General features: G+C 57.3%; 22 protein-coding genes and 1 tRNA gene. 1 reads left to right on the top strand and 22 read right to left on the bottom strand.

Going from position 1 to position 22,260, the window contains the following annotated elements:
• Positions 1-119 precede the first annotated feature (119 nt).
• Complete coding sequence (locus EC86_RS0104005; protein WP_029524399.1) at positions 120-1,436, top strand: Glu/Leu/Phe/Val family dehydrogenase; 1,317 nt, start codon at positions 120-122, stop codon at positions 1,434-1,436.
• A 62-nt stretch (positions 1,437-1,498) separates the two neighbouring features.
• Here the strand turns inward: EC86_RS0104005 and EC86_RS0104000 are convergent, their stop codons facing one another.
• The 22 genes from EC86_RS0104000 to pnp form a co-directional block, all read right to left on the bottom strand.
• Positions 1,499-2,026 (bottom strand): DUF1178 family protein, encoded by a 528-nt coding sequence (locus EC86_RS0104000; RefSeq protein ID WP_029524398.1) that lies wholly within the window; start codon positions 2,024-2,026, stop codon positions 1,499-1,501.
• A gap of 21 nt (positions 2,027-2,047) precedes the next feature.
• A complete protein-coding gene (locus EC86_RS0103995; protein WP_029524397.1) occupies positions 2,048-2,662 on the bottom strand; it encodes an NUDIX domain-containing protein in 615 nt (204 codons plus the stop codon).
• On the bottom strand, positions 2,659-2,961 hold the full coding sequence (locus EC86_RS0103990) for a DUF2818 family protein (protein ID WP_029524396.1): 303 nt from the start codon (positions 2,959-2,961) through the stop codon (positions 2,659-2,661). Before EC86_RS0103990 ends, EC86_RS0103995 begins: the two co-directional genes overlap by 4 nt.
• Before the next feature lie 2 nt (positions 2,962-2,963).
• Entirely contained in the window at positions 2,964-4,466 is a 1,503-nt protein-coding gene (gene nuoN, locus EC86_RS0103985) for an NADH-quinone oxidoreductase subunit NuoN (protein ID WP_029524395.1), read from the bottom strand.
• Positions 4,467-4,485: 19 nt separating this feature from the next.
• The gene (locus EC86_RS0103980) at positions 4,486-5,961 is read right to left on the bottom strand and encodes an NADH-quinone oxidoreductase subunit M (RefSeq protein WP_029524394.1); all 1,476 of its coding nucleotides are present in this window, start codon (positions 5,959-5,961) and stop codon (positions 4,486-4,488) included.
• 33 nt (positions 5,962-5,994) lie between these two features.
• Positions 5,995-8,019, bottom strand: a complete 2,025-nt coding sequence (gene nuoL / locus EC86_RS0103975) for an NADH-quinone oxidoreductase subunit L (RefSeq protein ID WP_029524393.1) — start codon at positions 8,017-8,019, stop codon at positions 5,995-5,997.
• Between the two features lie 7 nt (positions 8,020-8,026).
• Positions 8,027-8,335 carry an NADH-quinone oxidoreductase subunit NuoK gene (gene nuoK / locus EC86_RS0103970; protein ID WP_007864437.1) on the bottom strand — a complete coding sequence of 103 codons (309 nt, stop codon included), beginning with the start codon at positions 8,333-8,335 and terminating at the stop codon, positions 8,027-8,029.
• Between the two features lie 2 nt (positions 8,336-8,337).
• Complete coding sequence (locus tag EC86_RS0103965; protein WP_029524392.1) at positions 8,338-8,988, bottom strand: NADH-quinone oxidoreductase subunit J; 651 nt, start codon at positions 8,986-8,988, stop codon at positions 8,338-8,340.
• Positions 8,989-9,039: 51 nt separating this feature from the next.
• Positions 9,040-9,537: an NADH-quinone oxidoreductase subunit NuoI gene (nuoI, locus tag EC86_RS0103960; protein ID WP_029524391.1), complete on the bottom strand. Its 498-nt coding sequence runs from the start codon at positions 9,535-9,537 to the stop codon at positions 9,040-9,042.
• A gap of 10 nt (positions 9,538-9,547) precedes the next feature.
• Entirely contained in the window at positions 9,548-10,627 is a 1,080-nt protein-coding gene (gene nuoH / locus EC86_RS0103955) for an NADH-quinone oxidoreductase subunit NuoH (RefSeq protein ID WP_029524390.1), read from the bottom strand.
• The gene (gene nuoG / locus EC86_RS0103950) at positions 10,624-12,765 is read right to left on the bottom strand and encodes an NADH-quinone oxidoreductase subunit NuoG (protein WP_029524389.1); all 2,142 of its coding nucleotides are present in this window, start codon (positions 12,763-12,765) and stop codon (positions 10,624-10,626) included. The genes nuoH and nuoG overlap by 4 nt, the downstream gene beginning before the upstream one ends.
• Positions 12,766-12,784: 19 nt before the next feature.
• On the bottom strand, positions 12,785-14,194 hold the full coding sequence (gene nuoF / locus EC86_RS0103945) for an NADH-quinone oxidoreductase subunit NuoF (RefSeq protein ID WP_029524388.1): 1,410 nt from the start codon (positions 14,192-14,194) through the stop codon (positions 12,785-12,787).
• A gap of 5 nt (positions 14,195-14,199) precedes the next feature.
• A complete protein-coding gene (nuoE, locus tag EC86_RS0103940) occupies positions 14,200-14,685 on the bottom strand; it encodes an NADH-quinone oxidoreductase subunit NuoE (RefSeq protein WP_029524387.1) in 486 nt (161 codons plus the stop codon).
• Between the two features lie 16 nt (positions 14,686-14,701).
• Entirely contained in the window at positions 14,702-15,955 is a 1,254-nt protein-coding gene (locus EC86_RS0103935; RefSeq protein ID WP_029524386.1) for an NADH-quinone oxidoreductase subunit D, read from the bottom strand.
• Between the two features lie 23 nt (positions 15,956-15,978).
• Positions 15,979-16,593 carry an NADH-quinone oxidoreductase subunit C gene (locus EC86_RS0103930; RefSeq protein ID WP_029524385.1) on the bottom strand — a complete coding sequence of 205 codons (615 nt, stop codon included), beginning with the start codon at positions 16,591-16,593 and terminating at the stop codon, positions 15,979-15,981.
• Positions 16,593-17,072 carry a NuoB/complex I 20 kDa subunit family protein gene (locus EC86_RS0103925; protein WP_011800826.1) on the bottom strand — a complete coding sequence of 160 codons (480 nt, stop codon included), beginning with the start codon at positions 17,070-17,072 and terminating at the stop codon, positions 16,593-16,595. The genes EC86_RS0103930 and EC86_RS0103925 overlap by 1 nt, the downstream gene beginning before the upstream one ends.
• 40 nt (positions 17,073-17,112) lie before the next feature.
• Positions 17,113-17,472 (bottom strand): NADH-quinone oxidoreductase subunit A, encoded by a 360-nt coding sequence (locus EC86_RS0103920; RefSeq protein ID WP_029524384.1) that lies wholly within the window; start codon positions 17,470-17,472, stop codon positions 17,113-17,115.
• Between the two features lie 126 nt (positions 17,473-17,598).
• Positions 17,599-17,683 (bottom strand) — tRNA-Leu (locus EC86_RS0103915).
• A 119-nt stretch (positions 17,684-17,802) separates the two neighbouring features.
• A complete protein-coding gene (gene secG / locus EC86_RS0103910; RefSeq protein ID WP_029524383.1) occupies positions 17,803-18,216 on the bottom strand; it encodes a preprotein translocase subunit SecG in 414 nt (137 codons plus the stop codon).
• A gap of 33 nt (positions 18,217-18,249) precedes the next feature.
• Positions 18,250-19,008: a triose-phosphate isomerase gene (gene tpiA / locus EC86_RS0103905; RefSeq protein ID WP_036771801.1), complete on the bottom strand. Its 759-nt coding sequence runs from the start codon at positions 19,006-19,008 to the stop codon at positions 18,250-18,252.
• A gap of 12 nt (positions 19,009-19,020) precedes the next feature.
• Positions 19,021-20,007 (bottom strand): NAD(P)H-quinone oxidoreductase, encoded by a 987-nt coding sequence (locus tag EC86_RS0103900; RefSeq protein WP_029524381.1) that lies wholly within the window; start codon positions 20,005-20,007, stop codon positions 19,021-19,023.
• Positions 20,008-20,084: 77 nt separating this feature from the next.
• A complete protein-coding gene (gene pnp / locus EC86_RS0103895) occupies positions 20,085-22,196 on the bottom strand; it encodes a polyribonucleotide nucleotidyltransferase (RefSeq protein ID WP_029524380.1) in 2,112 nt (703 codons plus the stop codon).
• Between the last annotated feature and the right edge of the window lie 64 nt (positions 22,197-22,260).

Genomic DNA, 22,260 nt, shown 5'->3' with positions numbered 1-22,260 from the left:
GACGCGTGATTTTCAAATCTATGCGTTTTATGCATAAATGTAAGTAAAGTAAGCCTTGGACAGTTGGGATTGCGCGCACTAAGCTGCGCTACCTTCATTTGTTTTCACAAGGATTCTTCATGTCACAAACTTCCGCCGAAGGCGAAAGCGCGATTGCACCGGCCTCCGCCGTTCCGTCCTACCTTCAGGCCGACAACCTCGGACCCTGGGGCAACTATCTTCAGCAGGTGGACCGGGTCATTCCGCACCTGGGCAGCCTGGCGCGCTGGGCCGAAACCCTCAAGCGCCCCAAGCGCATCCTGATTGTCGATGTGCCGATTCACATGGACGACGGCACAGTTGCGCACTTTGAGGGCTACCGCGTTCAGCACAATGTCTCGCGCGGCCCCGGCAAGGGCGGCGTCCGCTTTCACCAGGATGTCACCCTGTCCGAGGTCATGGCACTGTCGGCCTGGATGTCGGTGAAGAATGCGGCGGTCAACGTGCCCTACGGCGGCGCCAAGGGTGGCATCCGCGTTGACCCGAGAAAGCTGTCCCGGGGCGAACTCGAACGCATGACGCGCCGCTATACCAGCGAGATCGGCATCATCATCGGCCCCAACAAGGACATTCCGGCGCCTGACGTCAACACCAACGAGCAGATCATGGCCTGGATGATGGACACCTATTCCATGAACACCGGCTCGACCGCCACCGGCGTGGTAACGGGCAAGCCGGTCGACCTGGGCGGCTCGCTGGGCCGGCGCGAAGCCACCGGGCGCGGCGTGTTCACGGTGGGCACGGAAGCGGCACGGCACATCGGACTGGACATTGCCACATCCCGGATCGCGGTGCAGGGTTTTGGCAACGTGGGCGGCGTGGCCGGCAAGCTGTTTGCCGATGCCGGCGCCCGCATCATTGCCGTGCAGGACCATGGCGGAACGATTTTCAAGGAAGCCGGACTCGACGTTCCCGCCCTGCTTCAGCATGTCGCCAGCACCGGCAGCGTGGCCGGTTTCGCCCAGGCCGAAGTGATTGCGAACGACTTGTTCTGGGAGGTGGACTGCGACATCCTGATCCCGGCGGCGCTGGAGCAGCAGATCACGGCCGCCAATGCCGGACGCATCAAGGCTTGCATGGTGATCGAAGGCGCCAACGGGCCCACCACACCGGCGGCCGACGACATTTTGAAGGAACGCAATGTCCTGGTGGTGCCCGATGTGATCGCCAATGCCGGCGGCGTGACCGTCAGCTATTTTGAATGGGTGCAGGATTTTTCCAGCTTTTTCTGGGACGAGGACGAGATCAATGCCCGCCTGGTCAAGATCATGAAGACCGCTTTTGCCGCTGTGTGGCAGATTTCGCAGGAAAAACAGGTCAGCCTGCGCACCGCCACCTTTATCGTGGCCTGCCAGCGTATTTTGCATACGCGCGAACTGCGCGGCCTGTACCCCTGATCAGGGCTGGTTTTCAGGCTGCAAGCAAGCAAGTCCACCGCTTGCAGCCTGGCTTTTCTTGCCTACTGCAAGGTTTCCTTGAGGGCGGCGAGCATGGGCAGCGGAATGACCTCAATCCCCTCCTCCAGAAGTTCCACCGCCTCGCGCGCGCTGGCCCGGCCGCGAATGCTGCGGGCTTCGATTTCCCCATAGTGCATGCGGCGTGCTTCCTCGGCAAAGCGTGCGCCCATGTCTTCGGTCGTTGCCATCACCTGGCGCAGGGCGGTCAAAAAGGCGGCCTGTGCAGCAGGACCGGGTTCTGGCATGGTCGCGCTTTCAGCGTCGTCGATGCGTGCCTTTCCGTCTTTTACCGCAGGCTTTCCACTGGATGCGCAAACGGTGGCTGCTTGATCGCGGCCTGGACTGGCTTCAGGGACCGGATGCCCGCCAAAATTGAGCCGGGGCGCACTGGGCATTTTTTGAATGCCGGTGTCGGCGCACATTGGGCAGGCAATCAGGCCGCGCCGTGACTGGTCCTGGAAGTCATCCTCGGAGCCGAACCAGCCTTCGAACGAATGCAGGCGTGAACAACGGAGATTGAGGACTTTCATGGGCGAAGTATCGCAAGGCCGTTACGGCTCCGCCGCATGCCATTGCAATGTCCATGCGCCCGACAACACGTTTTTCAACCACAGCATGCCGGTGAGGGACTTGGCATCCGTCACCTGCCCGTTGCCGCACCAGTCCATCAGTTCGTCAGGCGTGGCGCTGAACACATCAAGGAATTCGCCGGCATCGAGTTTTTGTTCGCCCAGCGTCAATCCGCGTGCAAACCAGATGTCGATGAATTCGGTGGAATAGGCAATTGCGGTATGAAGTACACCCGCTTTGGCCCATTCGCGCGCTGCATAGCCTGTTTCTTCCTGCAGTTCACGCCTGGCGCAGGCCAGCGATGACTCGCCGGCATCCAGCTTTCCCGCAGGAAACTCAATCATCACGGCATGGAGCGGATAGCGGTACTGGCGCTCAAGCACCACGCGCCCGTCGTCCAGCAGCGCCACGATCATCACGGCCCCCGGATGCACCACGTATTCGCGCGTGGCATGCCTTCCGTCGGGAAGCTTGACCGTATCGCGGCGGATCTGAAGAAAATTCCCGGCGAGAATTTCGTCCGAATTGAGTTTTGTTTCAGCCAGGTGGGAATCGTCGCCGGAAGCTCTCACGTCGGCACCGGATACGGTCGTCATGATCGGTGCTTGAACAGGTAGCGGTACGTGAAGCCAGGAAATGCGAACGTCAGGAAAAGCGTTCCCGTGATGGCATAAAACTCCCATCCCTGCGGTGCAATCTGGCCGTTTCGCTGTTCAAGGTACAGGCCCACGCCACCGACCAGCAGATACCACACCAGCAACTCTGCCAGCCGGACGGCCAGGTTCTTGGGTGAATTGAGCGCGTACACGGCAAACAGCCGGTTGCTGATAAACGGCATGTTGGCCATCAACAAGGCCAGCATCAGCACCAGCCATACCGAAGCGGTCTGATTCAAACTCAGACCCCGAGCGAGTTCACGATGCTGTTGATCGACTGAGCGCAAAGCGTCATCAGGCCGCCGGGTGCGATACCCAGGGCCAGAAGCAGCGCACCATTGATGGCCAGCACGATCCGCGCATCGGCAGGCGCATGGATTGGCTGCGCATTGTGGCTGTGAGGCGAGTCGAAATACATCACCTTGATCACGCGCAGGTAGTAGAAAGCGCCAATCAGGGACATCATTACGGCAAAGACCGCCAGCACCAGATAACTGGTCTGGCCCGACGAGATCAAGGCTTGCAATACGCCCAGCTTGGCGTAAAAGCCCACCAGCGGAGGCAGTCCGGCCAGGGAGAACATGCTCATTGCCATGACACCCGCGTACAAGGGGCTGCGCTGGTTCAGGCCGGAAAGATCGGTGATTTCTTCAGACTCGTGACCGGAGCGGGCGAGCAGCAAAATGATGCCGAAGGCAGCAAGTGTCGTCAGCACATAGGTCAAGGCATAAAACATGGCTGCGCCGTAGGCCGATTCAGTGTTGAGCTGATTGCCATTGACCACTCCGGCCAGCAAACCCAGCAGCAGGAAGCCCATCTGCGAAATGGTCGAAAACGCCAGCATGCGCTTGAGGTTGGTCTGTGCAACGGCGGCCAGATTGCCAATCAGCAAGGATCCGATGGCCATCAACGCAAGCATCTGCTGCCAGTCAATCGCCAGCGGCAGCAGGCCTTCGACAAGCAGGCGAATCGTCATGGCGAATGCAGCCAGCTGCGGCGCACCACCGATGATCAGCGTGACCGCAGTGGGCGCGCCGTGATAAACGTCAGGCAGCCACATGTGAAACGGCACCGCGCCCAGCTTGAAAGCCAGCCCCGCCACAATGAAGACCAGGCCGAACACCAGCACCTGGTGCTTGACCTGCCGGCTGGCAATGGCGTTAAAGACTTCATTGATGTTAAGCGAGCCAGTGGCGCCGTAGAGCATTGAGAGGCCGTAAAGCAGAAAACCAGAAGCCAGTGCGCTGAGCACGAAATATTTCATCGCTGCTTCGGTTGCCTGCGCGTCGTCCCGCCGCAAGGCGACCAGTGCATAGCTGGACAGAGCCATCAACTCCAGGCCCATGTACAGCACCAGGAAGTTATGGCCTGAAATCATCACGAACATGCCGAGCAGGGAAAACAGGCTCAGCGTGAAAAATTCACCGCCACGCAGCATGTCGCGGTCGGCGGCATAAGGCCGGCCGTAGACGATCGTAACCATCAGGGCAACGCTTGAGAAGCACTTCATCCAGCTACCCATGGGGTCCACCACCACCATGTTTCCAAAGCCATAAAAAACCTGCCCACCCAGGGCGGTTGTGGCTTCCATGATGGCCACCACACCAAGCGTCAGCAGCGTCAATGCGTAGGTGAGCGAGCGTCGTGGCGTCTTGACGCCCAGGTCGACCAGCGCGATGACGCAGGACATGACCAATAGAACAAGTTCTGGATAAACCGCGATCCAACTGAGTTTGTCAATCATCTGAATTCTTTGAGTTTTCTTAGTTCAGTTTCGAAAGCGCGACGTGCCTGAGCAGGTCAGCCACCGACGTGTTCATCACATCAGTAAACGGCTTGGGATAAATACCCATGTAGAGCACCGCGACCGCCAGCATCGCCAGCATCAGGAACTCGCGGTTGTTGATATCAAGCAATTTCTTGACATTCTCATTCGTCACGGGGCCAAGATACACGCGCTTGTACATCCAGAGCGTATAAGCAGCACCCGAGATCAAGGCCGATGCCGCCGCCATGCCAATCCAGAAATTGGACTTGACGGCGCCCAGGATCACCATCCATTCGCCCACGAAGCCAGCCGTGGCCGGCAAGCCGCAATTGGCCATGGCAAACAGCAGCGCAAAAGCCGCAAACTTGGGCATGGTGTTGACCACGCCGCCGTAGCTCGAAATTTCGCGCGAATGCACCCGGTCATACAGCACACCAATACAGAGGAACATGGCGGCCGAAACAAAGCCGTGGGCAATCATCTGGACAATGCCGCCGGAGACACTCAAGTCGTTGAACAGGAAAAAACCAAGCGTCACGAAACCCATGTGCGCCACCGATGAATAAGCCACCAGCTTTTTCATGTCGCGCTGGACCAGCGCCACCAAGCCTACGTAGATCACCGCGATCAGCGAAAAAGCAATCATGAGCCATGCCCACTCGCGCGAGGCGTCGGGAACGATCGGCATCGAAAACCGCAAGAATCCGTAGGCGCCCAGCTTGAGCATGATCGCTGCCAGCACGGCCGAGCCGCCAGTGGGCGCTTCGACGTGGACATCAGGCAGCCAGGTATGAACGGGAAACATCGGAACCTTGACAGCGAAAGCTGCAAAGAACGAAAAGAAAAGCAGGGTTTGTGCCGTGCCGGACAGGGGCAATTTGTGCCACGCAAGGATGTCGAAACTGCCGCCAGACTTGTTATACAGGAAGATCAGTGCGACCAGCATCAGCAGCGAGCCGAGCAGCGTATACAGGAAGAACTTGAAAGCTGCGTAGATCTTGTTCGGCCCACCCCAGATGCCAATGATCAGGTACATTGGAATCAAGGTGGCTTCAAAGAACACATAGAAAAGCATGCCGTCCAGCGCAGCGAACACACCGATCATCAGGCCGCTCAAAATCAGAAACGACGCCATGTACTGGTTGACACGGGTTGTGATGGATTCCCAGCTGGCGATGATGACCACCACGTTGATAAAGGCGGTCAGCAGCACGAACCACAGCGAAATGCCATCGACGCCCAGGTGGTAGTTCATGTTGAAACGTGGAATCCAGCTGCTTTTCTCAACGAACTGCATGGCCGAGGTGCCAAGCTGAAATCCGTCATACAGCGGCAGCGTGACCAAAAAACTGATGATGGCGCCGATCAGTGCAATCCAGCGAACGGTACGCGCCTGACTCTCCCGACCCAGGGCCAATAAACCGACGCCAAAAAAAATCGGCACCCAGATGGCAAGGCTCAACAATCCCATTTTTCTCTTCCTTCTTCTTCTTCTAGATTGTTTTTATCGGTTGAGCCAGACGAAATACGTCATCAACACAAAGATGCCAATAATCATGCCAAAGGCATAGTGGTAGATGTAGCCCGACTGCAGGCGTCTGACCATGCCGGACACCCAGCCAACCAGTTTCCATGAACCGTTCACGAGCGCGCCGTCAATCAGCATCTGGTCGCCCACCTTCCAGAACACGGTACCGAGTCCGCGCATCCCTCGGGCAATTACGTTTTCATTGAACCAGTCCAGGTAGTACTTATTTTCAAGCAGTTTGTAGACGGGGTTCAGGTTGCGCTTGATGGCAGTGGGCAACGCAGGATTGACCATGTACATGTAGTAGGCCAGCACGACGCCCGACAGGGCAAGCCAGAAGGGAGGCGCTGTCAAGCCATGTATTGCCATCTGGACGGGTCCATGGAACAGCGCAGCTAACTCTTCCATCGCGGGATGCCGTTCCAGATTGACAAAAATCGCACTCTTGAAAAAGTCACCGTACAGCATCGGATCAATCGTGATGAAACCGATGATGACCGACGGAATGGCCAGCAGAACCAGCGGCAAGGTCACGACCCAGGGAGATTCATGGGGTTCGTGGTGCTCATCGTGATGGCCGTGATCGTCATGCGCATCATGGTGGTCATCGGGGTTCTGGTCATACCGCTCCTTGCCGTGGAACACAAGAAAATACAGCCGGAATGAGTAGAACGCTGTCACAAAAACGCCTGCCAGCACCGCAAAATAAGCAAAGCCACTGCCCCAGAGATGGCTCTCGGCCACGGCTTCAATGATGCTGTCCTTGGAGTAAAAACCCGAGAAGAAGGGGGTTCCAATCAGGGCCAATGAACCCAGCAGGAAGGTAATCCAGGTAATCGGCATGTATTTGCGCACACCGCCCATCCAGCGGATGTCCTGATTGTGGTGCATGCCGATGATGACCGAGCCTGCGCCCAGAAAGAGCAATGCCTTGAAAAACGCATGCGTCATCAGGTGAAACACGGCCACCGAATAAGCAGATGCGCCCAGCGCTACCGTCATATAGCCCAGTTGCGACAGTGTGGAATAAGCAATGACGCGCTTGATATCGTTCTGGATGATGCCCAGAAAACCCATAAACAGCGCAGTAATGGCGCCAATCACCATGATGAAGCTCAAGGCGGTATCGCTGAGCTCAAACAGCGGCGACATCCGGGCCACCATGAAAATGCCGGCCGTCACCATGGTTGCCGCATGGATCAGCGCCGAGATCGGCGTAGGGCCTTCCATGGAGTCAGGCAGCCACACATGCAGCGGAAACTGTGCTGACTTGCCCATCGCGCCGATAAACAGGCAGATGCAGATCACGGTGATCAGCATCCAGCCGGTTCCCGGGAACGTCAGCTTGGAAAGCTCGTCCGCCTTGGCAAAGGCTTCGCCATAGTTGAGGGTGCCCGCATAGGCAGCGATCAACGCAATCCCGAGGATGAAGCCAAAGTCACCGACCCGGTTCACCAGGAAGGCTTTCATGTTGGCAAAAATCGCGCTGGGTTTGTTGAACCAGAAACCGATCAACAGATAGGAAACAAGGCCAACAGCTTCCCAGCCAAAAAACAACTGGAGCATGTTGTTGCTCATCACCAGCATCAGCATGGAAAAGGTAAACAGTGAAATATAGGCAAAGAAACGGTTGTAGCCTGCATCCTCTTCCATATAGCCGATGGTGTAGATGTGAACCATGAGCGAGACAAAAGTCACCACGCACATCATCATGGCGGTCAAACCATCCACCAGAAAACCGACTTCCATCTTCAGGTTGCCGACCGTCATCCAGGTGTAAAGCGTTTCATTGAACCGCGCACCATCAATGACAACGCTTTGCAGCGTCATGGCCGAGAGGATGAAGGCCACAAACACGCCCAGAATAGTCAGGGTATGCGCCAGACGGCGCCCTATCCAGTTGCCACCAAACGTGGTTCCCAGAATACCGGCCAGCAGCGCGCCAGCCAGAGGTGCCAGCGGAACAGCCAGCAGCGTCGATGCGGAAAGGGTTTGGCTCATCTTGTTATTAACCCTGAAGCGTGTTGAGTTCGTCGACGTTGATGCTGGACTTGTTACGGAACAAAAGCACCAGAATAGCCAGACCGATGGCAGACTCGGCTGCAGCGACAGTCAGAATGAAAAACACAAATACCTGACCAGCCATGTCGTTCAAATAATAAGAAAAGGCCACGAAATTCATGTTCACGGCCAGCAGCATGAGTTCAATGGCCATGAGAAGCACGATCAGGTTCTTGCGATTCAAGAAAATACCAATGACTGACAGGGCAAACAGCATGGCGCCCAGCGAAAGAAAATGTCCAAGCGTGAGCGTCATTATTATTTTTCCTCGACGGATGTGACGGATGCAATCTCAGGTGAAGCAACGACTGACTTCATCTTGACCAGCCTGACACGGTCTCGCGCTTTAACGCGAACCTGATCCGCCGGATTGGTTCGCTTGGAATCCTTGCGCTCGCGCAAGGTCAGGGCAATTGCAGCAATAATAGCCACCAGCAAGATAACAGCAGCAATTTCAAGCGGGTAGATATAGTGTGTGTACAGGACCTTGCCCAGTTCCTTGGTGTTGGAAACCTGCGTCGCAATGTCGCCGGACACAGGCGCTGAAGCGCCTTGTGGTGGCTCACGAAATCCGCCCATCAACACGTACGACATTTCCAGGGCGATGACGGCACCCACCGTACCAGCCAATGGAAAATGCTTCCAGAAACCCTTGCGAGCACTGTCCAAATTGATGTCCAGCATCATCACCACGAAAAGAAAAAGCACCATGACGGCACCCACGTAGACCAGCACCAGGGTGATCGCCAAAAACTCGGCTTTCAGCAAAATCCAAATAGCCGCTGCCTGAAAAAAGGCAAGCACCAGAAAAAGTGCAGCATGCACCGGGTTGCGGGCTGTAATAACGCGAAACGCTGCGAAAAGCAGTATTGCGGCAAACACGTAAAAAAGACCTGTTTTAGCGTCCATGTTGAAGGTGATTCTTTCTACTTACAAGAGCGGGCAATGGAGCGGGAGGTCTTAGCGGTACTTGGCATCTGCTGCACGGTTGGCAGCAATTTCGCTTTCATAGCGGTCGCCCACGGCAAGCAACATCTCTTTGGTGAAGTACAAATCACCCCGTTTTTCGCCGTGATATTCCAGAATATGCGTTTCAACGATTGAATCAACCGGACAGCTTTCTTCACAAAATCCGCAAAAAATGCATTTGGTCAAATCAATGTCGTAGCGTGACGTGCGGCGGCTGCCGTCTTCACGCACATCGGACTCAATGGTGATTGCCAGCGCCGGGCATACCGCTTCGCAAAGCTTGCAGGCAATACAGCGTTCCTCTCCATTTTCGTAGCGGCGCAATGCATGCAGGCCACGAAAACGCGGGCTCAATGGGGTTTTTTCTTCAGGAAACTGAATCGTGATCTTGCGGCTGAACATGTACTTGCCGGTCAGGGCCATGCCCTTAAGCAGTTCGGTCAGCATGAAACTTGAAACAAAATCCTTGACGGATGCAACAGCAGACATGACTTTTTGCCTATTTCCAGATGTTGTAAGGGGTCTGCATCCAGGCCCCGACGACCACCAGCCAGACCAGGGTCACAGGTATGAAGATTTTCCAGCCCAGGCGCATGATCTGGTCGTAACGGAAACGCGGGAAAGTGGAACGCACCCACAGGAAAATGGTGACGACCACGAAGGTCTTCAGGCCTAGCCAGATCCAGCCTGGAATCCAGTTGAACAAGGCATGGTCAATCGGCGACAGCCAGCCACCTAGGAACAACAGTACACAAAGAACGGATACCAGAATCATGTTGGCGTATTCAGCCAGAAAGAACATGGCAAACGACATGCCGGAATATTCCACCATGTGGCCGGCCACGATCTCGGACTCGCCTTCAACCACGTCGAACGGGTGACGGTTGGTTTCGGCCAGGCTGGAGATGAAATAGACCACAAAAATCGGCAGCAGGGGCAGCCAGTTCCATGAAAGGAAAGTCAGGCCACGGCTGGCAGCCATGCCCGAGCCCTGGCTCATGACGATGTCCGTCATGTTCAGACTGCCGGAAACCATCAGCACCACTACCAGGCAAAAGCCCATCGCAATTTCATAGCTCACCATCTGGGCCGACGCACGCATTGCGCCCAGAAATGCATATTTCGAGTTTGAAGCCCAGCCAGCAATAATGACGCCGTAAACCTCAAGGGAAGTGATCGCCATGACAAATAGCAAGCCCGCGTTCACGTTAGCCAAAGCCACATCCGGCCCGAACGGAATCACAGCCCAGGCTGCGAGCGCGGGCATGATGGTCATGATCGGACCCAGCACGAACAAGCCCTTGCTGGCTGCCGTGGGAATGATGATTTCCTTGGTCAACAGCTTGAGCGCATCGGCAATCGGCTGAAGCAAGCCAAACGGTCCAATACGGTTGGGTCCAACTCGGACTTGCGTGAAACCAATGGCTTTACGTTCCCACAAAGTGAGGTAGGCTACGCAACCCATCAACGGCGCCAGAACTGCCACGATCTTGATGAGAGCCCAAAGAACAGGCCAGACAGTGGCTGGCCAGATTCCACCCATCAAGCCCTGGCCTGTCGCGTACATGCCATCAATCATGCCTGCCCCTTCGTAACGGCGACCTTGCGCGCATCTGTGGTCAGCTGCAGCGAGGTGGCTCTTCTGACCATACCGTCGAGCTGGTAAATACTGGCAACAACTGGCGCAGGGCCGGTCACGCCAGTGACAACGATTTTCCCTTGGCTGGCATTGCCCAAGCGAGTTGCAGGCACCTGGCCGGCATCGGCACCCGGAATTCTCTTGAGTACATCTTGAGACGATTCAAAGTCAAAGCCCGGCAAATTGAGCAGGTTTGCCAGTACGCGCAGGACTTTCCAGGCAGGACGCGTTTCGCCCCGAGGTTTGACCACAGCATGAAAACTCTGCACGCGGCCTTCAGCATTAACGAAAGTGCCCGGTGTTTCTGTAAAAGGCGCGATTGGCAACAACACGTCGCTGAAATGCATATTGGCCTTGAAAGGACTCAGCGTCACAACCATTTGCGCCGAATTCAGTGAATCCTTGGCCTTCGCGCCGGCGGCTGAATCAAACTCGGGTTCGTTATTTAGCAGAATCACCGCCTTGAGCTTACCGCCCAGCATCTGGCCCGCATTCAAGCCAGAGTTGCCCGGCATGGCGTTGACCAGTTGCGCGCCAACCGTGTTGGCTGCTTCGGTCAGGTATCCCACTGAAGCGCCGGTTTGCTCGCCAATCCAGTTCGCGAGTGCCAGCAGACTCGAAGCGTTAGCATGGTGCGCTGCGGCATTGCCTAGCAAGATGGCCTTGCGTTCACCGCCCAGCAGGGAAGCCGCCATCGCCTTGACAGCGTCGCTGGCATGGCCGGCAGCCGGTGCGGCAACGCCCTTTTCTGCTGCAATGGCCGTGGCGACATCGGCCAGCGCTTGCACCCAATCTTCAGGATGTGCAATCGCCACATTGGCGAGAGGCATGGCCCAGGCGTCCGCAGACGCGAGTTCAGAGACGGAATTAATGGCATTCAACGCACAGCCGTTGCGAACCGATTGCCGGATGCGCAGTGCAAACAACGGATGGTCCTTGCGCAGGTTGGAACCAACTACCAGAACACGGTGGAGTTGCGACAGCGAAGCAATCGAAGTGCCGAGCCAGCGAACCGATGTCGAAGATGTGAATTCGGCATTGCGCAGACGATAGTCGATGTTTTCGCTGCCCAGTCCACGCATCAGCGAAGCCGCCAGGTGCAACTCTTCCAGCGTGCTGTGCGGGCTGGCCAGCGTGCCGATGCTGTCAGCACCATATTCAGACGTGATCTGTTTTAGGCCGTTGGCGACATATTCAAGTGCAGTTTGCCAATCAACCGTTTTCCATTCTCCACCCTGCTTGAGCATCGGACTCAACAGACGGTCGTCGGTATTCAGGGATTCATAGGAAAAGCGGTCCCGGTCGGCAATCCAGCATTCATTGACGGCTTCGTTTTCAAGCGGCAGCACGCGCATCACCTTGTCATGCTTGACCTGGACAATCAGGTTGGCACCCGTTGAGTCGTGCGGGCTGACCGACTTGCGGCGTGACAATTCCCAGGTGCGGGCGCTGTAGCGGAAAGGCTTGCTGGTCAGCGCACCCACCGGGCACAGGTCGATCATGTTGCCCGACAGTTCGGAGTCCACCGACATGCCGACAAAGGTTTCAATCTCTGCATGCTCGCCGCGGTGCGACATGCCCAGTTCCATCACGCCAGCGACTTCCTGACCAAAGCGAACGCAGCGCGTGCAGTGAATGCAGCGGCTCATTTCCTGCATGGAGATCAAGGGTCCCACATCCTTGTGGAAGACCGTGCGCTTTTCTTCCTGGTAGCGCGACTCGCCTGCGCCGTAGCCAACGGCCAGATCCTGCAACTGGCATTCGCCACCCTGGTCGCAGATTGGGCAATCCAGGGGATGGTTGATCAGCAGGAATTCCATCACGCCCTTTTGGGCCCTGATGGCTTTGTCGTTCTTGGTGTGCACGACCATGCCCTGCGTGACAGGGGTGGCGCATGCCGGCATCGGCTTGGGCGCCTTTTCGACATCAACCAGGCACATGCGGCAATTGGCGGCGATGCTCAGCTTCTTGTGATAACAGAAATGCGGGATATAAGTGCCTGCTTTTTCCGCCGCATGCATCACTGTGCTGCCTTCGACCACTTCCACCTTCTGGCCGTCGAGTTGTATTTCAACCATAGTTTATTCTTTCCGCCGTTCAAGCCTGTGTTGCGGCACGGCCTGCGCCCAGGGGAGCGGCGGCTTGCGATGTATTTTGCTGGATCATGCTTTCAAATTCATGACGGTAATGCTTGATCATGGCGCGCACCGGCATGGCTGCGGCATCGCCGAGCGCGCAAATCGTGCGGCCCTGGATGTTGTCCGCCACCGAATTGAGCAGGTCCAGATCGCTCTGGCGGCCCAGACCACCGTGAATGCGGTCCACCACACGCCACAGCCAACCCGTGCCTTCACGGCAGGGTGTACATTGGCCGCAGGACTCGTGCATGTAAAAGTAGGACAGGCGCTTCAGGGACTCGACCATGCAGCGGGTGTCGTCCATGACGATGACTGCGCCCGAGCCGAGCATCGAGCCGGCCTTGGCAATGGAGTCGTAGTCCATCGTGCATTCCATCATGATGGAAGCAGGCAGCACCGGCGACGACGATCCACCAGGAATCACGGCCTTGAGCGTACGGCCCTTGCGAACACCACCGGCCAGTTCAAGCAGTTTGGCGAACGGTGTGCCCATGGGCACCTCATAATTTCCGGGCAATTCGACATCGCCCGAAACCGAATAAATCTTGGTGCCGCCATTATTCGGTTTGCCGCATTCGAGGTAAGCGGCTCCGCTGTTGCGGATGATCCATGGAACGGCGGCAAAGGTCTCGGTGTTATTGATCGTGGTGGGCTTGCCGTACAGGCCAAAACTGGCCGGGAACGGCGGCTTGAAGCGCGGCTGGCCTTTCTTGCCTTCGAGCGATTCCAGCAAGGCAGTTTCCTCGCCGCAAATATAAGCACCGAAACCATGCGAAGCATGAAGCTGGAAATTGAAGTTGCTGCCCAGAATGCCATCGCCCAGCAGGTTTGCTGCGCGCGCCTCGTCCAGCGCTTCTTCAAAGCGCTGGTAAGTGGCAAAAATCTCACCGTGGATGTAGTTGTAGCCGACGCTGATTCCCATCGCATACGCGGCAATCGCCATGCCTTCGATCACGCTGTGCGGGTTGTACTGCATGATGTCGCGGTCTTTGCAGGTTCCTGGCTCGCCTTCATCCGAATTGCAGACCAGGTACTTCTGACCCGGGAACTGGCGCGGCATGAAGCTCCACTTCAGCCCGGTCGGAAAACCTGCCCCCCCCCGACCCCGCAAGCCGCCCGCCTTGACCTCGGCAATGACTTGGTCAGGTGTCATTCCAGCGCCGCCGTCCTGACCAAGAATCTTGCGCAGTGCCTGGTAGCCGCCACGCGCTTCATAATCGCCGAGACCCCAGTTGCTGCCATCTAGGTCAGCAAGGATTTGCGGATTGATGTGCCTGCCATGAAAGCAGGTCTGTACGCCGGTGGCCGAAAATTGCGACAGCACGGACTGAGCCGCTCCGTTGCCGCTGGAATGTGATGGGAGCGTCATGGAACTCAAGCCTCCGCCGATTTTAGACCATCAACAAGCTGGTCCAGTTTTTCGTTGCTCATGAAGCTGCACATGTGAATATCGTTCACCAGCATCACCGGGGAATCGGCACAAGCACCCAGGCATTCGGACTGCTGCAGCGTAAACAAACCGTCTGCCGTTGTTTCACCCATCGCAATGCCGAGTTTTTTCTCCAGATGGTGCAGCGCTTTGGCGCCATCGCGCAACTGGCAAGGCAAGTTGGTGCAGACATTGAACTTGTACTTGCCCACCGGCTGCTGGTTGTACATGTTGTAGAAAGTCGTGACTTCATGGACGGCAATTGGCGCCATGCCCAGGTACTCGGCCACCAGCTTTTCGCTTTCGGCACTGACAAAGCCCTGCTCCTGTTGCACGATCTGCAGGCAGGCCATCACGGCCGACTGCTTCTGGCTGGCTGGATATTTGGCGACTTCGCGGTCAAAAAACGCTTTGGTTTGTTCAGAAATCATGGAAGAAGTCATGCGGTTAGCGGTCAATTTCACCGAACACGATGTCCATCGTGCCAATCACGGCGACGGCATCGGCAATCATGTGTCCACGCGCCATTTCATCCATGGCAGCCAGGTGCGAAAAACCTGGCGGGCGGATCTTCAGGCGGTACGGCTTGTTCGCACCGTCGCTGACGATGTAGATGCCGAACTCTCCCTTGGGATGCTCGACGGCAGCATAAGCCTCGCCTTCAGGGACGTGAAAACCTTCTGTAAACAACTTGAAATGGTGAATCAATTCCTCCATGTTGGACTTCATGGATTCGCGGTTCGGCGGTGCCACCTTGTGGTTGGTTGTGATCACCGGGCCGGGGTTGACGCGCAGCCAGTCAACGCACTGCTTGATGATGCGGTTGGACTGGCGCATCTCCGCGACGCGGACCAGGTAGCGGTCATAGCAGTCGCCCGTTTTACCCACGGGAATATCAAAGTCCATCTGTGCATAGACTTCATACGGTTGCTGCTTGCGCAGATCCCAAGCGAAGCCGGAACCCCTGAGCATCGGACCGGTAAAGCCGAGGTTAAGCGCGCGCTCGGGCGACACCACCCCTACTCCGACGGTACGCTGCTTCCAGATGCGGTTGTCGGTCAGCAGGGTTTCGTACTCATCGACCAGCTTGGGAAACTTGGTCACGAAGTCATCGATGAAGTCGAGCAATGATCCCTGGCGGTTTTCATTCAGGGCGTCGATCGCCTTGGCATTGCGGATCTTGTTGACCTTGTACTGGGACATGCTTTCCGGCAGATCGCGGTAAACACCGCCCGGGCGGAAATAGGCCGCATGCATGCGCGCGCCTGACACTGCCTCGTACATGTCAAAAAGCACTTCGCGTTCGCGAAAGCAGTAGATCAGCATGTTCATCGCGCCGCAATCGAGTCCGTGCGCACCGAGCCACATCAGGTGATTGAGCAGGCGGGTGATCTCGGAGAACATCACGCGGATGTACTGCGCACGAATCGGCACATCAACCCCGATCAGTTTCTCGATGGCCAGACAGTAAGCATGCTCATTAGACATCATCGACACATAGTCGAGCCGGTCCATGTAAGGTAGAGACTGAATGTAGGTCTTGCTTTCGGCCAGTTTTTCAGTCGCGCGATGCAGCAGTCCGATATGTGGGTCAGCGCGCTGGATCACTTCTCCATCCAGTTCAAGCACAAGACGCAAAACACCATGGGCGGCCGGATGCTGCGGTCCAAAATTGAGCGTGTAGTTTTTAATTTCAGCCATGTCGTATCTCTTGCGAAAACCGCCTATTGAAGACCGCCGTAGTTTTCCTCGCGAATCACGCGGGGAATCATTTCGCGGGGCTCGATGGTGACGGGCTGATAAATCACGCGTTTTTGCTCGGCGTCGTAACGCATTTCCACATGACCGGTGGTCGGAAAATCCTTGCGAAATGGATGACCGATGAAACCGTAATCTGTCAGGATGCGGCGCAGGTCGTTGTGCCCTTCGAAAACGATGCCATAAAGGTCAAAAGCTTCACGCTCGAACCAGTTAGCCGAACTCCAGATCCCATTGACCGAATCAACAACAGGCAAGTCATCGTCGGGACAAAACACCTTGAGCCGTACACGCTGATTGAGGCTGACCGACAACAAGTGTGACGAGACGCAATAACGCAGCCCGTCATATTGACCGTTTTTATATTCGGAATAGTCAAGTCCGCAAAGGTCCATCAGTTGCTCGAATTTACAGGCAGGCGCGTCACGGAGCAGTGTTGCCGCTGCCAGATAGTCGGCAGCCGCCACGGTTACCGTGATTTCCCCAACAGCAATCTTGACACTTTTTGCATTGCTGCCCAGCACTGATGCAATGGTTTCAGCCAACTGGGAGATTGAAACCGGAGGTGAAGACAATGGCATCAAGCCCTCGCAATCGTGTTGGTCCGACGAATCTTCTGCTGCAACTGAATGATGCCGTAGAGCAATGCCTCGGCGGTTGGCGGGCAACCTGGCACGTACACATCCACGGGCACGATACGGTCACAGCCGCGAACGACGGAATAGCTGTAGTGGTAGTAACCACCGCCATTGGCGCACGATCCCATCGAAATCACCCAGCGCGGCTCGGCCATCTGATCGTAGACCTTGCGCAGCGCCGGACCCATCTTGTTGCACAAGGTGCCTGCAACGATCATCAGATCGGACTGTCGCGGACTGGGCCGAAACAACATGCCAAAACGGTCGATGTCATAACGGGCAGCACCCGCATGCATCATTTCGACGGCGCAGCACGCTAAACCGAAGGTCATGGGCCATAGCGAGCCGGTCTTGGCCCAGTTGACCACCGAGTCATAGCTCGTGGTCACAAAGCCTTCTTTGAAAACACCTTCAAGTGACATACCCGTACCTTTTTTGAAAGGCCTTCTTCAAGGCTTTTTCTTATTCCCAGTCCAGCGCACCTTTTCTCCACTCGTAGACAAAGCCTACGACCAGAATGCCCAGAAAAACCATGACCGACCAAAAACCGAGCGGACCGATTTCCTTGAGCGAAACCGCCCATGGAAAAAGGAAAGCAATTTCAAGATCAAAAAGAATGAACAAAATGGCGACCAGGTAGTAGCGCACATCGAATTTCATGCGGGCATCTTCAAAGGCCTCGAAACCGCATTCATAAGGAGAGTTTTTTTCGCTGTCGGGCCGGACCGGCCCCAGGAAACGACCTAAAACCATCGGTAATATACCGACACCTACGCCCACCAGGATAAACAAGAGAACAGGAAGGTATTGGTCGAGGTTCATCGTGGGTTTCAACTTCTGAAAAGCCACTCGCACAGCAAGCTGCACAGATTACCTGCACAGCCTGCACGAGTTTACCGTTTGAGCCGAAAGCAGCGACTTGGGCGCTGCTGCCGATGCTAGTCAATCTGGTGCGGACGGCGAGACTCGAACTCGCACAGCTTTCGCCACTACCCCCTCAAGATAGCGTGTCTACCAATTTCACCACGTCCGCGGTACTTACTTTTGCCTGGATGGCTTGAGGAAACTTTGCAGCTTTTTTGCTTTCCAGACTGTCTTAGAGTTTACCCTGAAATGACAAGGCTTTTACCCTCAAGCCCTGGCTTTGTTGTCTTATTTCGTGGGGATTTGAGCTGCGCCCGAAGCAGGCACGGCGGGTGCAGCAGGAACCGCCACATTGGCCGAAGCCGGCGCGGCCGTGCCAGGAATCTGGGCCGCGCCAGAAGCTGGCAGGGCGGGTGCCGTGACGGCTGCGCCTTCCAGAACGCTTGAGCTGGTGCGGGGTTGCTGCGCACCCCCAAAATAAGCCAGCATGAGGGTGCAGGCAAAAAACAGCGCTGCCAGGATACCGGTCGTGCGCGACAGGAAATTGGCGCTTCCGCTGGCGCCGAACAGGCTTCCAGAGCCGCCACTGCCAAACGCCGCACCCATGTCGGCACCCTTGCCATGCTGAACCAGGATCAAGCCAACCATGCCGAGCGCCGAAAGCATTTGAACGGCCAGCACGGCAGTCAATAAAATATTCATGATTATTCCTAATTTAATAGCGAACTGTGTCCGTCAAACGGGCGAAGAAGCAATAATTTTCAAAAAATCCGGGGCCTTGAGCGAAGCGCCGCCTATCAGCCCGCCATCGATGTCCTGCTGGGCCAGCAAGGTCGCGGCATTGGCGGCGTTCATGCTGCCGCCGTACAGTATCTTGATGCGAGCCGACTGATCGGTCGCGGCCTTCAGTTGGGCCCTGAGCACCGCATGCACGGCCTGGGCCTCTTCTGGCGAAGCCGTCTTGCCCGTGCCGATGGCCCACACCGGCTCGTAAGCCACCACGACCTCGCTGATGCAGTGTCCGTTGGCATGGATCACCGCGGCCAGTTGGCGCTTGACGATTTCTTCGGTGCGGCCGGCTTCACGTTCGGCCAGCGTTTCACCGACGCAAACGATGGGCGTGATGCCTGCGGCCAGCGCGGCCCTGGCCTTTTCAGCCACGAGCGCATCGGTTTCAGCATGGTATTGGCGGCGCTCTGAATGGCCGACGATGGCGTAGCGGCAGCCGAGTTCCTTGAGCATGGCCGCGCTGATTTCACCGGTGTAGGCGCCCGAAGCATGCGCGGACACATCCTGCGCGCCGACTTCCACCACCGACAGTGCCGGATATTTTGATTTCAGCGACTGAACCTGCGCGAGGTAAATCGCAGGTATGCAGACTGCCATCTCGCAGTAAGTGCCTTGATCCAGCCCGGCGGCAAGCGCGGCCAGCAGTTCTTCATTGGCAGCCAGGCTGCCGTTCATTTTCCAGTTTCCTGCAATCAGCTTTTTCATTTTTCTTGCCATTTACCAGGTTAAAACAATCTTGCCGATATGCTGATTCGATTCCATGAGCGCATGCGCCCTGGACGCCTCGGCTGCGGCAAAGGTGCTGTGGATCACGGGCTTGATCGCCCCGCTGGCGATCAGGGGCCAGACCTTTTCTTTCAGCGCTGCAGCAATCGCCGACTTGAATTCCAGCGAACGCGGGCGCAAAGTCGAGCCGGTGATGGTCAGCCGCTTGCGCAGCACCATACCGGCATTGAACTCGGCCTTGACGCCGCCCTGCACCGCAATGATGACGAGCCGGCCGTCCTCTGCCAGGCATTCGACTTCGCGTGCGACATAACTGCCGCCGACCATGTCGAGGATGACGTTGACACCCTGCCCGTTCGTCAGTTTCCTGACTTCCTGAACAAAGTCGCCAGTCTTGTAATTGATTGCGTGGTCAGCGCCCAGGGACAAACAGGCCGAGCACTTTTCGTCTGTGCCTGCGGTCACCAGCACCTTGGCGCCCAGCGCCTTGGCAATCTGGATCGCTGTCACGCCGATGCCGCTGGAGCCACCCTGGATCAGCAGGGTTTCACCTTTTTGCAGATTCGCGCGCTCGAAGACATTGCTCCACACGGTGAAGAATGTCTCTGGCAGCGATGCCGCCTCGATGTCGCTCAGTCCCTCGGGCACCGGCAGGCATTGCCCGACGGGTGCCACGCACAGTTCGGCATAGCCGCCACCCGCCACCAGGGCGCAAACCCGGTCGCCGATCCTGAAACCGGCAGCCTCCATCGCCTGCGCATCACCGGCAATGATTTCGCCAGAGACTTCCAGCCCCGGAATATCCGACGCGCCGGGCGGCACCGGGTAATTTCCGGTGCGCTGCAACACGTCGGGACGGTTCACGCCGGAGGCAGCGACACGGATCAGCACTTCTCCCGCAGCGGGATGTGCATCCGGACGCGTACCCGGTTGCAACACGTCGGGCGCGCCAAAGGAAGTTATTTCAATGACTCTCATGCTTTTTCTTAATCATTTGTGCCATTTGCGAACGTCCCATATGCGCAAGCAGCTACAAAATTAATAGCAAATACCGATCAGCCCTGGTTGTGGACAGGACGGTCCAGCAAGGCCTTCATCGACAGCTTGACGCGGCCTTTTTCATCGGTTTCCAGAACCTTGACCTTGATGATCTGGCCTTCCTGGAGGTAGTCGGTGACCCGCTCGACGCGCTCGTGCGCAATTTGGCTGATATGCAGCAGGCCGTCCTTGCCGGGCATCAGGTTGACCAGCGCACCGAAGTCGAGGATCTTGGTGATCGCGCCTTCGTAGACCTTGCCGATTTCGACTTCGGCGGTGATCTCGGCAATGCGGCGCTTGGCTTCGTCGGCCTTGGCGCTGTCGTTCGAGGCGATGGTGATGGTGCCGTCTTCCTCGATGTTGATCTGCGTGCCGGTTTCCTCGGTCAGCGCGCGGATGACGGCGCCGCCCTTGCCGATCACGTCGCGGATCTTCTCGGGGTTGATCTTCATCACGTACAGGCGTGGCGCGAAATCAGAGACTTCGGCATTCGCCTGGCCCATGGCTTCCTGCATCTTGCCCAGGATGTGCATGCGGGCTTCCTTGGCCTGCGCCAGCGCGACCTGCATGATTTCCTTGGTGATGCCCTGGATCTTGATGTCCATCTGCAGCGCGGTGATGCCGAACGTCGTGCCGGCGACCTTGAAGTCCATGTCGCCCAGGTGATCTTCGTCGCCCAGGATGTCGGTCAGCACGGCGAAACGGTTGTCTTCCTTGATCAGGCCCATAGCGATACCGGCCACGTGCGCTTTCATGGGAACGCCGGCATCCATCAGCGACAGGCAGCCACCGCAGACCGACGCCATCGACGAGGAGCCATTCGATTCTGTAATTTCCGAAACCACGCGCATGGTGTACGGAAACTCTTCTTTTGAAGGCAGCACGGCGATCAGCGCGCGCTTGGCCAGGCGGCCGTGGCCGATCTCGCGGCGTTTCGGGCTGCCCACGCGGCCGGTTTCGCCGGTGGCGAACGGAGGCATGTTGTAGTGCAGCATGAAGCGGTCTTCGTAGTCGCCGCTCAAGGCGTCGATGCGCTGCGCGTCGCGCTCGGTGCCGAGCGTGGTGACGACCAGCGCCTGGGTTTCGCCACGCGTGAACAGGGCCGAGCCGTGGGTGCGCGGCAGCACGCTGTTGCGGATTTCGATCGGACGCACGGTGCGCGTGTCGCGGCCGTCGATGCGCGGGTCGCCGGCCAGGATCTGGCTGCGGACGATCTTGGCTTCGATGTCGAACAGCATGCCTTCAACGGCCACGCCGTCGAATTCGACGCCTTCGGCCTTCAGGCCCATCTTGGTCCAGGTCGTCACTTCGCGCGTGGCCTGCGTGCGGGCCTGCTTGTTGCGAATCTGGTAGGCGGCGCGCAACTTTTCTTCAGCCAGGGCGCCGACCTTGGCGATCAGCACGTCGTCCTTGGCGGGCGCCTGCCAGTCCCAGACCGGCTTGCCGGCATCGCGCACCAGTTCGTGGATGGCGTTGATGGCGATGTTTCCCTGCTCGTGGCCGAAAACGATGGCGGCCAGCATGATTTCTTCGGACAGCTGCTTGGCTTCGGACTCGACCATCAGCACGGCGGCTTCGGTACCGGCCACGACCAAGTCCATCGTCGAATCCTTCAGCTGGGTCTTGCCGGGATTGAGCACAAACTCGCCGCCGATGCAGGCCACGCGGGCAGCGCCGATCGGGCCGTTGAACGGGATGCCGGAAATCGCCAGCGCGGCGCTCGAAGCGATCAGCGCGGGAATGTCGCCCTCGACTTCAGGATTGAGCGACAGCACATGGATGACGACCTGCACTTCATTGAAGAAGCCTTCAGGAAACAGCGGGCGGATCGGGCGGTCGATCAGGCGCGAGGTCAGGGTTTCGAATTCGCTCGGGCGGCCTTCGCGCTTGAAGAAGCTGCCGGGAATGCGGCCTGCGGCGTAGGTCTTTTCCAGGTAGTCAACGGTCAGCGGGAAAAAATCCTGGCCGGGCTTGGCATCCTTCTTGGCGACCACGGTGGCCAGCACGACGGTGCCGTCCATGTCGAGCAGCACGGCGCCGCCGGACTGGCGCGCCATTTCGCCGGTTTCCATCGTGACCTTGTGCTGGCCCCACTGAAAGGACTTGGTGACTTTGTTGAAAATGCTCATGTTCTGTTCTCCGTTTGTTCAAGGCACGTGAGGCGGTGCCGAAAGCCCGGAGCTGCGGCTGGCT

This window comes from Polaromonas glacialis, assembly GCF_000709345.1.
GTDB lineage: Bacteria > Pseudomonadota > Gammaproteobacteria > Burkholderiales > Burkholderiaceae_C > Polaromonas > Polaromonas glacialis.
The sequence above is the reverse complement of the archived record's forward strand: the minus strand, read 5'-3'. Positions and strand labels throughout refer to the sequence as shown.